The organism is Stenotrophomonas sp. SAM-B, from assembly GCF_013387485.1.
Classification (GTDB): domain Bacteria; phylum Pseudomonadota; class Gammaproteobacteria; order Xanthomonadales; family Xanthomonadaceae; genus Stenotrophomonas; species Stenotrophomonas maltophilia_AA.
In genome coordinates, this window is record NZ_JABBXB010000001.1 from 428,370 (window position 1) to 441,489 (window position 13,120).

General features: G+C 68.7%; 12 protein-coding genes. 5 read left to right on the forward strand and 7 right to left on the reverse strand.

What is annotated here, in order from left to right; translation table 11 throughout:
* Window positions 1–204 precede the first annotated feature (204 nt).
* The 4 genes from HH110_RS01810 (at window position 205) to sppA (ending at window position 5,232) form a co-directional block, all read left to right on the forward strand.
* Complete coding sequence (locus HH110_RS01810; RefSeq protein ID WP_176988057.1) at window positions 205–1,209, forward strand: hypothetical protein; 1,005 nt, start codon at window positions 205–207, stop codon at window positions 1,207–1,209.
* Window positions 1,202–1,765: a DUF3106 domain-containing protein gene (locus tag HH110_RS01815; protein WP_176988058.1), complete on the forward strand. Its 564-nt coding sequence runs from the start codon at window positions 1,202–1,204 to the stop codon at window positions 1,763–1,765. Before HH110_RS01810 ends, HH110_RS01815 begins: the two co-directional genes overlap by 8 nt.
* Window positions 1,766–1,884: 119 nt before the next feature.
* Window positions 1,885–3,249 (forward strand): MATE family efflux transporter, encoded by a 1,365-nt coding sequence (locus HH110_RS01820; protein WP_176988059.1) that lies wholly within the window; start codon window positions 1,885–1,887, stop codon window positions 3,247–3,249.
* A 75-nt stretch (window positions 3,250–3,324) separates the two neighbouring features.
* The gene (sppA, locus tag HH110_RS01825) at window positions 3,325–5,232 is read left to right on the forward strand and encodes a signal peptide peptidase SppA (protein WP_176988060.1); all 1,908 of its coding nucleotides are present in this window, start codon (window positions 3,325–3,327) and stop codon (window positions 5,230–5,232) included.
* Window positions 5,233–5,305: 73 nt separating this feature from the next.
* Here the strand turns inward: sppA and HH110_RS01830 are convergent, their stop codons facing one another.
* Window positions 5,306–5,542 (reverse strand): hypothetical protein, encoded by a 237-nt coding sequence (locus tag HH110_RS01830; RefSeq protein ID WP_194243558.1) that lies wholly within the window; start codon window positions 5,540–5,542, stop codon window positions 5,306–5,308.
* 154 nt (window positions 5,543–5,696) lie between these two features.
* Between HH110_RS01830 and HH110_RS01835 the strand changes: the two genes are divergently transcribed.
* Window positions 5,697–6,473, forward strand: a complete 777-nt coding sequence (locus HH110_RS01835; protein ID WP_176988061.1) for an SDR family oxidoreductase — start codon at window positions 5,697–5,699, stop codon at window positions 6,471–6,473.
* A 73-nt stretch (window positions 6,474–6,546) separates the two neighbouring features.
* Here the strand turns inward: HH110_RS01835 and HH110_RS01840 are convergent, their stop codons facing one another.
* The 6 genes from HH110_RS01840 to HH110_RS01865 form a co-directional block, all read right to left on the reverse strand.
* Window positions 6,547–7,200, reverse strand: a complete 654-nt coding sequence (locus HH110_RS01840) for a DUF4124 domain-containing protein (RefSeq protein WP_176988062.1) — start codon at window positions 7,198–7,200, stop codon at window positions 6,547–6,549.
* A gap of 25 nt (window positions 7,201–7,225) precedes the next feature.
* A complete protein-coding gene (locus HH110_RS01845) occupies window positions 7,226–8,029 on the reverse strand; it encodes a DUF4124 domain-containing protein (RefSeq protein ID WP_176988063.1) in 804 nt (267 codons plus the stop codon).
* 43 nt (window positions 8,030–8,072) lie between these two features.
* Window positions 8,073–8,633, reverse strand: coding sequence for a Sua5/YciO/YrdC/YwlC family protein (locus HH110_RS01850; protein ID WP_176988064.1), 561 nt, complete (start codon window positions 8,631–8,633; stop codon window positions 8,073–8,075).
* Window positions 8,634–8,697: 64 nt separating this feature from the next.
* A complete protein-coding gene (locus HH110_RS01855) occupies window positions 8,698–11,205 on the reverse strand; it encodes a DNA topoisomerase I (protein ID WP_176988065.1) in 2,508 nt (835 codons plus the stop codon).
* 194 nt (window positions 11,206–11,399) lie between these two features.
* A complete protein-coding gene (locus HH110_RS01860; RefSeq protein WP_176988066.1) occupies window positions 11,400–12,308 on the reverse strand; it encodes an RDD family protein in 909 nt (302 codons plus the stop codon).
* Window positions 12,309–12,353: 45 nt separating this feature from the next.
* Window positions 12,354–13,091 (reverse strand): GYF domain-containing protein, encoded by a 738-nt coding sequence (locus HH110_RS01865; protein ID WP_176988067.1) that lies wholly within the window; start codon window positions 13,089–13,091, stop codon window positions 12,354–12,356.
* Window positions 13,092–13,120: the final 29 nt, after the last annotated feature.

Sequence of the window (13,120 nt, forward strand, 5' to 3'; positions counted from 1 at the left end):
AAAACAACAAGATAGCTGTGAAACAAAGTTGAAACAGACTTGACGCGGGGCTCACGTGTGGTTCTATCCCGGTTTTCCGTGGTGCTGTGCACAACCTTTTGCGCCGGAAGGCTTTGCAGACCGTGGCCGCTCACAGGGAATGAACATCCGCGCGCCGCTGGAGTGACGCAATCGCTATCATTTCCACACAATGATGGAGTTGCTATGACGGCTGCGCCCGCCCCTGTTTCCTCTACCGCAGCCGGCGCGCTGTCGGCGTTTCTCCGTGGCGTTGAACGCCGCGCCCTGGTCGTGGCCGAGCTGCAGTGCGGCGACCCGACCGTCGCCGAGCAGGCCCTGGTCGCGGTCATGCGCGCCTTTGCCGGAATCGCCAGCGACCTGCCCATGGCCCAGTGGCCGGAGCGCTTCTGGTCGCTGCTGGTGCACCGCGCGCCGCTGCGCGAACCGGCCGCGGGCCGTTGGCCGGCGCCGATGGAGCACCTGGCTGGCCTGACCCCGTCGGCGCGGCTCGCGTTCCTGTTGCGGATCGGCGGCGGTCTGGACGAAGCGGCGGCCGCACAGATCCTGGATCTGCCGATGGCCGACTACCAGCACGCCCTGGCCGATGCCTGCCCCCGCGATGCCCATGGCAACCCGGATGCCGCCGGCTGGCGCGCCCTGGCCGAGCAGGTCCAGCTGCGCATCCGCGATCTGCCCGCCAGCCGGCTGCAGCGCCTGCAGCAACCGGTCGCGGCGCCGGCCAGCCAGCAGCCGGATACCGCCTCGTGGCGCACCCCGGTCAAGTCCGACGCCCCCGCCCAGCGTCGACCGGTCAGGCGCCCGCGTGGCCGTCGCTTCCCGTGGAAGGGCGTGCTGATCGTGGCCGTCACCGCCGGCGTGCTGATTGGCGGCGCGGCGTGGTGGAAGCACGCCCGCCAGGCCGGCGGCCCCGTGGTGGCGACCCCCGAAGGCGCGGTCGCCGATGCGGGCCCGGTCACCGTGGAAGCGTTGCCTGCCGACGACCTGCCGACCGTGGCCCCGAGCGCGTCGCCCTACGCTGCCAGCGATGCGGCGATGCTGGCCGATCCGGACCTGCCGACCGCCCGCGATGCCGATCTGTATGCGTGGTTCGCCGCTGGCGGCCCCGTCCCGGTCGACGAATCGCAGGCTCAGCCGAGCCGCCCCGAACCCGCCACCGCCGGCCTGGAGACGGCTGCCGCCGATGAGTAAGCCTGCCTTCCTGCTGATCGCCCTGGGGCTGTCGAGTGCCGCCAGCGCCGCCCCCAACCGGGTCGAGGTTCCCCTCGCCGTGCCCGCACCGACCAGTGCCACTGCGCCGGCCATCCCGGCAACCCCGGCGGCGCTGGACCCGGCCCAGCTGCGCGAGCTGCGCAGCCGCTATGCCGCCTGGCAGGCCATGGGCGAAAGCGAGCGTGCCCGCGTCCGTGCGGCCGCAGCGCGGGTTGCGGCGCTGCCCCCGGCCCAGCAGCAGGCGCTGCGCCAGCGCTTCGCCGAGCAGGACCAGCGCTTCCGCGACGGCTGGCTGCTCGGCCCGCAGCTCGGCCATGAATTCACCAAGCTGCAGGGCCTGTTCGGGTATCTGCCGGCCGAGCAGCGCCCGACCGCGTTGGCGGTGCTGCGCCAGCTCACGCCGTCCCAGCTCACCCAGTTGACCCTGGTCGCCCAGCGCACCCCGCCGCAGGACCGCGACCGCGTGCGCGGCGAGTTCTTGGCCGTGGCCCCGGGCGCGCGTGATACCTGGCTGCGCGAGCACGTCGGCCACTGACGGCGTCACCCCGTTTACCTGAAAGCGCGGCTTTTCGCCGGCCGCGCGCGTAAGATGTCGGGCCGCAACCCGGTGCCTGTGCCCTCCGCGCGCGACCGTAGTTGCCGTCTGTGACGTCCATGTCTACCGCTTCCTCCACGCCGCGCCTCTCCCGGGAAGTGCGCGCCACCGGTCTGCTCGCGCTGCCGCTGGTTCTGGGCCATGTTTCCACCGGCCTGATCTCCTTCGTCGACAACGTGATCGCCGGTCACCACGGCACCGACACGCTCGCGGCCGTCACCATCGGCACGGCGCTGCTGTGGCTGCCGATGCTGATCCCGATCGGCACCCTGATCTCGCTGACCGCCTCGGTCTCGCAGCTGCACGGCGCGGGCCGCGAGCGCGAGATCGGTCCGTTGTTCCGGCAGGCGTTGTGGCTGGCGCTGGGCCTGGGCCTGATCATGTTCACCTTCCTCACGGTGGTGCCGCCGCTGCTGCCGGCGTTCGGCATCGCGCCCGACATCGTGCCCGGCGCGACCGCGTTCCTGCATGCGGTGCGCTGGGGTGGCCCGGCGCTGACGCTGTACTTCTGCATGCGCTACCTGAGCGAGGGCATGCACTGGACGCTGCCGACGATGCTGCTCGGCTTCGGCGGCCTGTTGGTGCTGGCCCCGCTGGGCTACGTGCTCTGCTACGGCAAGCTTGGCTTCCCCGAGCTGGGCGCCGAAGGCCTGGGAATGGCCTCGGCGATCATGATGTGGCTGCAGGCGCTGTGCTTCGCCGGGTACCTGTGGAAGACCAAGCGCTTCGCCCACCTGCAGCTGTTCTCGCATTTCGAGGCACCGCGCTGGAGTGCGATCTGGGACCTGCTGCGGACCGGCCTGCCGATCGGCATCACCGTGCTGATGGAAGGCGGGCTGTTCATCGTCACCGCACTGCTGATCGGTCGCCTCGGCGCCACCGAAGCGGCCTCGCACCAGATCGCGATCAACGTCGCCCAGCTGTGCTTCATGATCCCGATGGGCGTGGCCGAGGCCACCACGGTGCGGGTCGGCCATGCGGTCGGCAGCGGCAACGGGCTGGGCGTGCGCCGCGCCGCGATCGCCGGGCTGCTGATCATCCTGGGCACACAGACGCTGTCGGCGCTGGTGCTGCTGTTCGGCCATGACGCCATCGTCGGCGTCTACACGAACGACCTGGGCGTGGCCGCACTGGCCTCGACCCTGCTGCTGTACGCGGCGGCGTTCCAGTTCCCGGATGGCATCCAGGTGCTCTCGGCCGGCGCGCTGCGCGGGCTGAAAGACACCCGCGTGCCGATGTTCATCGCGATGTTCTCGTACTGGGGCCTGGGCATGCCGCTCGGCGCCGGGCTGGGACTGGGGCTGGGCATGGGCCCGCAGGGCATGTGGCTGGGCCTGATCCTGGGCCTGACCGCCGCCGCCATCCTGATGGCCTGGCGGCTGCGCGTGAGCAGCGCCCGCGCCGGGCTCCCTTCGACCCCCTGACTTGTGTCCGATGCCGGCGCGCCCGGCACCGGCTATTCTGGCACCACGGCAAGAAGCCACTCTGGAGTTACCCCCATGAACCAACCCGCGCGTCGCAATCCCGTCGCCAGCTTCTTCATCGGGCTGTGGGATGTGATGAACTTTACCCGCCGGCTCATCCTCAACCTGGTGTTCTTCGGCCTGCTGTTCCTGATCCTGATCCTGTTCATCGTCGCGATGGGCAAGAGCGCGACCTCGAAGGCATCGCTGCAGGACCGCACGACCCTGGTGATCGCACCGGAAGGTCGTCTGGTCGAGCAGTTCAGTGCCGATCCGGTCAGCCGCGCGCTGGGCAAGGCGGTCGGTGACAAGGGCGCCGAAGAAATCCAGCTGCGCGATCTGATCCGCGCGCTGGAGGCCGCCAAGACCGACAAGAAGATCGAGCGCGTGGTGCTCGAGCTGGACAAGCTGCAGCCCAGCGGTTTCGCTTCGATGCGCGAAGTGACCGTCGCGCTGCAGGAACTGCGTGCCGCCGGCAAGCAGGTGGTCGCCTTCAGCGAAAACATGAGCCAGTCGCAGTACCTGCTGGCCTCGCAGGCCAATGAGGTCTACCTGGACCCGATGGGCGGCGTGGTGCTCGAGGGCCTGGGCCGCTACCGCCAGTACTTCCGCACCGGCCTGCAGGACAAGCTCGGCGTGGACGTGCACCTGTTCAAGGTGGGCGAGTACAAGTCGGCTGCCGAACCGTACGTGCTGGATGCCGCTTCGCCGCAGGCCAAGGAAGCCGATCTGTTCTGGATGAACGATGTGTGGCAGCGCTACCTGGCCGACATCGCCAAGGCGCGCAAGCTCGACCCGGCACAGCTGGCCGCCGGCATCGACACCATGCCCGAAGGCATCGCCGCCGCCGGTGGCGACCTGGCCAAGTTCGCCCTGCAGCAGAAGCTGGTGGACGGCCTGAAGACGCGCGAGGAAGTGGACACCCTGCTGACCGAACGCGGCATCGCCGACGATGACGCCGATGGTGGCTACCGCAACGTCAACCTCGATGCGTACCTGAGCGTGCTCGACAGCCGTCGCTCGCCGGTGGACTCGCGTCCGCAGGTGGCGGTGATCGTGGCCTCCGGTGAAATCTCCGGCGGCGATCTGCCGGCCGGCCGCATCGGTGGCGAGTCGACCTCGGCACTGCTGCGCGAAGCGCGCGACGACAAGGACGTGAAGGCCGTGGTGCTGCGCGTCAGCTCGCCGGGCGGTGAAGTATTCGCCTCCGAGCAGATCCGCCGCGAAGTGGTCGCGCTGAAGGAAGCCGGCAAGCCGGTCGTGGTCTCGATGGGCGATCTGGCGGCCTCGGGCGGTTACTGGATCAGCATGAACGCCGATCGCATCTACGCCGACCCGTCCACGATCACCGGTTCGATCGGCATCTTCGGCATGATCCCGAACGTGGCCCGCTCGCTGGACAAGATCGGCGTGCATACCGATGGCGTGGGCACCACCCGCTTCGCCGGTGCGTTCGACATCACCCGTCCGATGGACCCGGCCGTAGGCCAGGTCATCCAGTCGGTGATCAACAAGGGTTACGCCGATTTCACCGGCAAGGTCGCCGCCGCGCGCAACAAGCCGGTGGAAGCGGTCGATGAAGTCGCCCGGGGTCGTGTGTGGAGCGGTGCGCAGGCCAAGGAACGCGGCCTGGTCGATGAGTTCGGTGGCCTGAAGACCGCCGTCGCCGATGCCGCCAGCCGCGCCAAGCTCGGCGAGGCCGGCAAGTTCCGCGTGCGCTACATCGAGAAGGCGGCCACCCCGTTCGCGCAGTTTCTCAGCGGCTTCGCCGGCAGCCATGCCGGTGCCTGGATGCTGGGCGAATCGGGCATGGCCCGTCTGATGCTGGCCCGTTCGATGCCGGAGCTGGACACCCAGCTGCGCTTCGTCGAAGACGCCGCGCGTGACCCGCGCAACAACGCCGCGCCGGTCAAGACGCTGGTGTACTGCTTCTGCGGTCTGTAAGCGGGCTCAGCGGCACCGTGTGACACCCGAACGCCCGGCCTGTGCCGGGCGTTCTGCTATCGGGTCGCTGGGCTCACGGCCGGGGCGGGGTGTCGCCGCCGGTGGCGCGGTCCACCTCGGCAGCTTGCGCGTCGGCGGTCTTCTGCAATGTATCGCCCACGGTCCTGGCGCGGTCGATCGGCTGCTGGATGGCCTCGCGCAGTTCGGTGGCCTGCGGTTCCGGCGGTGTATCCGGTGCCGGCGGCACCGGGCGGTTGCAGGCGCTCAGCGCGATCATCGCGAGCAGCGGCAGGGCAATACGGATCGTCATGGCAACCTCCCTCGTTGAGCCGGTAGCGGAGGACCAGTGTCCCACCGCCTCGCGCATCGCGCGTGATGGCCGCCGGTGCGTGGGCCATCGCGCGTTATCCTATCCGGGCAGCACCGTGGGTGCCGCATTCCATGGATCACCGCAGGAGAAGGGCGTGAGCGCGCAACGTTGGCGACTGGATGGACAGACCGCATTGATCACCGGCGCCAGCGCCGGCATCGGCTTGGCGATCGCGCGCGAACTGCTGGGCTTCGGTGCGGACCTGCTGATCGTCGGCCGCGGTGCCGATGCACTGGAAATGGCCCGCGACGAACTGGCCGACGCCTTCCCGGACCGTGAGATCCACGGATTGGCCGCTGATGTCTCCGATGACGAGGATCGTCGCGAGATCCTGGACTGGGTGGAAGACCACAGCGATGGCCTGCACATCCTGGTCAACAACGCCGGGGGCAACATCAGCAAGCCGGCCACCGAATACACCGAAGACGAGTGGCGCGGGATCTTCGAGACCAATCTGTTCTCGGCGTTCGAGCTGTCGCGCTACGCGCACCCGCTGCTGGCCCGGCACGCGGCCTCGGCGATCGTCAATGTGGGCAGCGTCTCCGGCCTGACCCATGTGCGCAGTGGTGCGGTGTACGGCATGACCAAGGCCGCGATGCACCAGATGACCCGCAACCTCGCCGTGGAATGGGCCGAGGACGGCATCCGCGTGAACGCCGTGGCGCCGTGGTACATCCGCACCCGGCGCACCTCCGGCCCGTTGTCCGATCCGGATTACTACGAGCAGGTGATCGATCGCACCCCCATGCGCCGCATCGGCGAACCGGAAGAGGTGGCTGCGGCCGTGGGCTTCCTCTGCCTGCCGGCGTCCAGCTACGTCACCGGCGAGTGCATCGCGGTGGATGGCGGGTTCCTGCGCTACGGGTTCTGAGCCGGCCAGCGGCCGGCACTACCGGTGACAGGGTGCGCGGCCGGAACGCGGTCATGGCATACGGTGTATCCAGTCACGGCACCGGGCAATCGCTCTCGACCAACACCGCTTCCAGGCGCGCGCGCTCGGCGGTCGCGGCGGCCTCCTTCTCCGGCGCGGCGAAACGCTCGCGGCCCCGCGCATCGCGGAAGCGCTGCTGCCAGCTGCTGCAGCGCTGGGCCTCCGCCACCGGCGCGCAGACATCGCGCACGACTTCGCAGCTGGCCGCATTGCTCGGCGCGCTGCTGCCGCCCAGGCCGGTGATGGCCAGCGACTCGCAGCGCGACGGCGCCGGTTCGTGTTCGTGCAGGTAGCGGCTGCCCTCGGCGGAGACGCACTGATAGATCTCTGGCAGCGGGGGCTTGGCCGGCGCGTCGTCGTCGGGCCCGGCCGTCGGCGCTTCCGGGCGCAGCGCCGCGCTGTCGAGCAGGCCGCTGTCCTCGTCACCTTCCTGCGGCAACGGCGGCATGATGTGACGGGAGGTGGGTGCGACCGGTGCGGACGGCACGTCGGCCGGTGCGCGGACCGGTGCGCTGATCCGCTGGATGCGCTGCTCGCTGCCGGCCGGGCAGGCCACGCTCTGGATGGTCAGGTTGCCGCCCGCATCGGTGCAGCGGAAGAACACCGCATCGTCGGCCGCCGCCGGCAGGGGCACGAGCAACAAGAGCAGCAGGAACCGTCGTTTCATCGCATCAGTGTAAAGCGCAGCGCGCTCAGTGGCCGCCGCAGTCCTGGTCCAGGCGCGCATCGATCCCGCGCTGCTCGCGGGTCAGCGCGTCGCGCTCGCCCTGCAGCGCGCTGTTGTAGCGGCGGATCAGGTCCCAGCGCCGGTCTTTCAGCCGCGAGCAGACTTCCTGCGCGGGCAGCGCATGGCATTCGTCGCGGACCAGCACGTTGCCGGCCGGTACCACCACGCTGTTCTCCACACCCGGGTACGGATAGCCACCGCCTTCCCACTGCGAGCTGCCACCACCGATGTTGATGCTGCCGCCGACCCGTGAGCCGCCGCCACTGACGGAGAGCGAGCCTCCACTGCTGCGCACCGAGCCGCTGCCCATCGGCATGATCGGTGGCAACGGCCGTGAGGGCGGGTAGCCACCGGGCGGTGGCCGCGGGCCGGGCCGGTAGGGCAGATAGGCATTCGTCCAGATCGGCACCCAACGCGGATTACCTTCGTTGCTGTCGCTCACATAGGTATCGCCATCGCTGGTGGTGCATTCGTACATCGGCTGCGGCGGCTGTACATGCACGTAGCGCACTTCGCGTTCGGGCGCGCGCGGGGCAGGCGCCGGGTCGGGCGTACGGTCGCTGCGCACCACCTGCGGTGCCGGGTCGCGCGGGCGCTGCAGGTCGCGGACTTCCTGCCGGCCCTCGCGACACGGTGCGTCCTGCAGCGAGACGGCGCCGTTGCTGCCCACGCAGCGGTAGACGCGCACATTGTCGGTCTGCGCCGCGGCGGGCACGACAGGGCTCAGCAGTGCGAACAGGAACAACCACAGGGCAGGGCGCAGGGTCATGCGCGCAGTGTGCGGGTTTGGTCGCCGCCGCGCAAAAGCCGGCTCAGCTGCGCAACACCTGGCCGCTGAGCGCATCGCGGATCGGCGTGGGTTGCGCCAGGCCACCGGTGTGGCCATCGATCAGCCCATCGAGCAACGCCAGCAGGCGCGGGTCCAGCTCGGCACGGGTGCGGGCCGGTGGCTCGCCGGCGAGGTTGGCGCTGGTGGAGACCAGTGGCCCGCCCCAGGCCCGGCACAGCGCCGCAACCAGCGGGTGTGCGCTGATCCGCACCGCGATGCCGCTGTGCTCGCCGGTGATCCAGCGTGGCGCACGTTTGCCGGCCGGCAGGATCCAGGTGTTGGCGCCGGGCCAGCTGGCCAGCACCACGTCCTGGCGGTCCGGCGGCAGGGCATCCATGCGCACCCAGCCGTCCAGCTGGGCCGGATCGGCGGCGACCAGGATCATGCCCTTCTCGACCGGGCGCTGTTTGAGCTGCAGCAGCTTCATCACCGCCGCCTCGTGCGCGGGATCGCAGCCCAGGCCCCAGACCGCTTCGGTCGGATAGGCGATCACCCCGCCGGCGCGCAGCGCAGGCAGGGCGGTGTCCACAGTGAGTTCGTTCATGACAGGCGGGCCGGATGCATGGCCCGCATTATCCTCCCGCCGTGGCGGGAGGGGTCAACCGGGCTCAGGGAGCCGCGACCTTCTTGACGGCTTTCTTCACGGCCTTCTTGGCCGCTTTCTTGGTGGCCTTCTTCGCCGTGGCCTTCTTCGCGACCTTCTTCACCGCGGCCTTCTTGGTGGCGGTCTTCTTGGTCGCCTCACCCGCGGCGGCTTTCTTGGCCGGTGCCTTCTTGGCCACGACCTTCTTCGCGGCCTTCTTGCCGAAGCCCTTGCGCACCGGCTTGCCGGTGTCTTCCATCAGCTTCTGCACTTCCGCCAGGGTCAGCGACGCGGGTTCGCGATCCTTCGGGATCTTGCCGTTCATCTTGCCGTCGCTGATGTACGGGCCGAAGCGGCCGTTGAGGACCTGGATCTCGCTGCCCTCGAACTCCTTGATGATCCGGTTGCGCGCGATCTCTTCCTTCTCTTCGATCAGGAACACGGCGCGGGCCAGGTCGATGGTGTACGGGTCGTCTTCCTTCTTCAGCGAGGCATAGGTGCTGCCGCGCTTGGCGAACGGGCCGAAGCGACCGATGCCGACGCTGACATCCTCCTCCTTGTCCTGGCCGAGCGCGCGCGGCATCAGGAACAGCTCCAGCGCGTCTTCCAGGGAGATGGTGTGCATCGACTGGCCCGGGCGCAGCGAGGCGAACTTGGGCTTGTCCTCGGCGTCCTCGGCGGTGCTGCCGATCGCCGCGTACGGCCCGAAACGGCCCAGTCGCACGCTGACCGGCTTGCCGGTCTTGGGGTCGGTACCGAGCTCGCGCGCGCCACTGGCTTCGGCGCGGTCGACCGATTCGTTCTTTTCGCCGACCAGCTTGTGGAACGGTTCCCAGAACCGTGCCATCAGCGGGATCCAGTCTTCCTCGCCACGCGACACCGCATCGAGCTCGTCTTCGAGCTTGGCGGTGAAGTCGTAATCCACGTACTGGGTGAAGTGGCTGGACAGGAACTTGGACACCGCACGGCCCACGTCGGACGGGCGGAAGCTGCGGCCTTCCATTTCCACGTACTTGCGGAACAGCAGGGTCTGGATGATCGAGGCGTAGGTCGAGGGACGGCCGATGCCGTATTCCTCGAGCGCCTTGACCAGCGCCGCTTCGGTGAAGCGCGGCGGCGGCTGGGTGAAGTGCTGTTCGGCCAGGATGCGCTCGAGCGGCACGCGGTCGCCGGGCTTCATCGCCGGCAGCTTGCGGCCTTCATCGTCGTCCTCGGCGCTCTTGTTGTCCTTGCCTTCCTCGTACACGGCGAGGAAGCCGGGCACGACCACGGTGGTGCCGCTGGCGCGGAACACGTGCTCGCTGCCGGCCGAGAGGTCCACGCTGACGGTGTTGAGCGTGGCCGGGATCATCTGGCAGGCGACGGCGCGCTTCCAGATCAGCTCGTACAGCTTGCGCTCGTCATCGGTGAGGAAACGCGCCACCTGGGCAGGCGTGCGCAGCGCCGAGGTCGGGCGCACGGCTTCGTGGGCTTCCTGGGCGTTCTTGGATTTGGTCTGGTAGGTGTTCGGCTGGTCCGGCAGCGAGCCGATGCCGTAGTCGCGCGCGATCACATCGCGGATCTCGGCCAGCGCGTCCTGCGAGAGGTTCACCGAGTCGGTACGCATGTACGAGATCAGGCCGACGGTGCCTTCTTCCTCACCGATCGCCATGCCTTCGTACAGCTTCTGCGCGACCTGCATGGTCTTGCGCGTGGTGAAACCGAGCTTGCGCGAGGCTTCCTGCTGCAGCGTGGAGGTGGTGAACGGCGGGGCCGGGCGGCGCTTGCGCTCCTTGCTGACCACGTCGGTGACATGCAGGGCGCCCTGGGCGGCCTGCTGGATGCGCATGCGCGCGGCCTCGGCGGTGTCGCCGTCGGTCACGGTGAACTGTTCGAACTTCTGGCCGTCCAGCTTGATCAGGCGCGCATTGAAGTGCTGCGAGGGATGCGCGCACAGCGCATCGATGCTCCAGTACTCGCGGGCGATGAAGGCTTCGATCTCTTCTTCGCGCTCGACGATCATGCGCAGCGCCGGGCTCTGCACGCGGCCGGCGGACAGGCCGCGCTGCACCTTGCGCCACAGCACCGGGGACAGGTTGAAACCGACCAGGTAGTCCAGCGCGCGGCGCGCCTGCTGGGCATCGACCAGGTCACCGGCGATCTCGCGCGGGTGGCCCATCGCTTCCTTGATGGCGCGCGGGGTGATCTCGGTGAAGACCACGCGCTGCATCGGCTTGTCCTTGACCAGCCCGCGTTCCTTCAGGATTTCGGCGATGTGCCAGCTGATCGCTTCACCCTCGCGATCCGGATCGGTCGCCAGGAAGATGTCGTCGGCGGTTTTGGCCGCCTTGACGATGGCATCGACATGCTTTTCGTTCTTCTCGATGAGGTCGTAGCGCATCGCGAAGTTGTTGTCGGGATCGACCGCGCCTTCCTTGGGCACCAGGTCACGCACATGCCCATACGAGGCCAGGACAGTGAAGTCCTTGCCGAGGTATTTGTTGATCGTCTTGGCCTTGGCGGGCGATTCGACGATGAGCAGGTGCTTGGGCATGGCGTCAGGATTCTATGGGCAGGGCCCCGGGGAGGGCCGCTAGGGTGGAGCAAATGGCCGCATTAGTGAAGCGGCGCGGGCGATATACATAAACCGAACGCCCGGGGGTGGGCCGGGCGTTCAGCTTTCTGCCTATTAGTGGAATCACGCCGGGACCGCTCATGTCAAGCGGCCCGATGTGAGGACGGCTCAGATCAGGACATCGAGGCGATGACGCCGATCATGGCGATCATCACGCCGAACAGGGCCACCACGGCCAGTGCGGCGATCACCAGGATCACGATGGTGACCGTGCCCAGGCCGCGCTGCTGCAGCTCGGGATGCTCGGTGAAGGCCCACTTGTCCACCACCAGGGTGTCGCACATCATGTCGTGCAGCGCCTGCTTGCGCTCGGTGAAGGCGGCCATGATGAAACCGATCATCAGGATCAGGCTGCTGACGATGGTCGCCAGGTAGCGGCAGAAGGCCCGCAGGAAGCTGATCCGCTCGCCGTTGCCGCGGACCACCTTGATGCCGACCGCCATCTTGCCCAGCGTGGCCCCGCCGCGCGAGGCGTGGAAGCCGGCGTAGTAGCCGATGCTGATGACCAGGCTGAGCAGCATCACCACCAGCGTCAGCGCGACCTGCACGCCTTCGTTGCCCGAGCTGGCGCCCATCACGTTGATGATCATGCTCAGCGGCAGGGTGACCACGGTGAGCAGGATGTAATCGATGAAGTAGGCGGCGTAGCGCTTCCAGAAACCGGCATACACCACGTCCTGGCCGTCGACCACGGCGGACCCGGCATAGCCGGTGGCCGCGGCAGGCGCGGTATACGGCGAGTAGGTGCCCCCACCGGTGCCCGGCAGCGGCGCGGTGCCGTTGTCGATCGCGGTGTAATCCCCGCGCAGATCGATGCCGTTGCCGAGGTTGCTGGCGGCCGAGGCCAGGTTCTGCAGCTGCAGCTCATCGACGGCCTCGGACAGCGGCGCCCACTGCGCGAACCCCTCGCGCCACACCAGCGTGGCCAGGGTGATGTCACCCCGCTGGAAGCGCTGGCGCATGTCCTCTGCGCTCAGCGGACCCTGACGTTCCTGGCCATCGGCGAAATACCACTCAGTCATTGCTTCAATCCCCTGTTGGGTGCATCCATGGACATGCGTCCGTTATCAGCCGTGGCATTCCAGCGGCAGGTACTTGTCATCGGGCTCGCCGCTGCATTCCCAGTGCCCGGCGCCGTTGTAGTCCAGCCACAGCAGCTTGCCGTCCAGCGAGGGGCTGCCCGGGACGGTCAGCTCGGCTTCCACGCCGCAGTGGCCGTTGTCGAAGCGACCGATGCGCACCGCACCGATGGCACCGTCGGCATAGCTTTCGGCCGGCAGGAAGCCTTCGTCATCGTTGACCGGGCAGCGGCCGTACTCGCCGTGGAATCCAGCGACCGCGAGCTTGATCGGGGCCAGCGTCACCAGCGCCTCGCTGGTCTTGGACCGCGCGACGTACTCCTGATAGACGGGAAGGGCGATCGCGGCGAGCACCGCACCGACGATCAGCACCAGCACCACGATCACGGCCGCGACGATGCCCACGATCGCGCAGCCGCTCAGTCCCTTGCGGGGCGGCGGAACGGCGACGGGCGGCGCGGGCGTGACGGGCGCGGCCGGCGTGGCGGGAAGTGCCGGCGGCACGGCGGGGCCGGGGGCCGGGGTTTCCACCGTGTCAGCGACAGGGGGGATGTCCAGGCCGATCTCGGCCGCCACCGTTTCCAGCGGCTGCCACTGGGCCATGCCGTCGCGCCAGACCAGCGTATCCAGCGCGATGCGGCTGGAGCGGTAAAGCGCAATCAGTTCGTCAGCAGGCAGCGGACCGCGCTGCTGACTGTTTCCTTCTGCAAAGAACCACTGGTCCACCGGCCCGCTCCTGAATGCGCAAGGCGCTC

Bases quoted from the DNA above. Each gene is read 5' to 3' on its own strand.
- HH110_RS01810 (WP_176988057.1), top strand. From the start codon at position 205: ATGACGGCTGCGCCCGCCCCTGTTTCCTCTACCGCAGCCGGCGCGCTG.
- HH110_RS01815 (WP_176988058.1), top strand. From the start codon at position 1,202: ATGAGTAAGCCTGCCTTCCTGCTGATCGCCCTGGGGCTGTCGAGTGCC.
- HH110_RS01820 (WP_176988059.1), top strand. From the start codon at position 1,885: ATGTCTACCGCTTCCTCCACGCCGCGCCTCTCCCGGGAAGTGCGCGCC.
- sppA (WP_176988060.1), top strand. From the start codon at position 3,325: ATGAACCAACCCGCGCGTCGCAATCCCGTCGCCAGCTTCTTCATCGGG.
- HH110_RS01830 (WP_194243558.1), bottom strand. From the start codon at position 5,542: ATGACGATCCGTATTGCCCTGCCGCTGCTCGCGATGATCGCGCTGAGC.
- HH110_RS01840 (WP_176988062.1), bottom strand. From the start codon at position 7,200: ATGAAACGACGGTTCCTGCTGCTCTTGTTGCTCGTGCCCCTGCCGGCG.
- HH110_RS01845 (WP_176988063.1), bottom strand. From the start codon at position 8,029: ATGACCCTGCGCCCTGCCCTGTGGTTGTTCCTGTTCGCACTGCTGAGC.
- HH110_RS01850 (WP_176988064.1), bottom strand. From the start codon at position 8,633: ATGAACGAACTCACTGTGGACACCGCCCTGCCTGCGCTGCGCGCCGGC.
- HH110_RS01855 (WP_176988065.1), bottom strand. From the start codon at position 11,205: ATGCCCAAGCACCTGCTCATCGTCGAATCGCCCGCCAAGGCCAAGACG.
- HH110_RS01860 (WP_176988066.1), bottom strand. From the start codon at position 12,308: ATGACTGAGTGGTATTTCGCCGATGGCCAGGAACGTCAGGGTCCGCTG.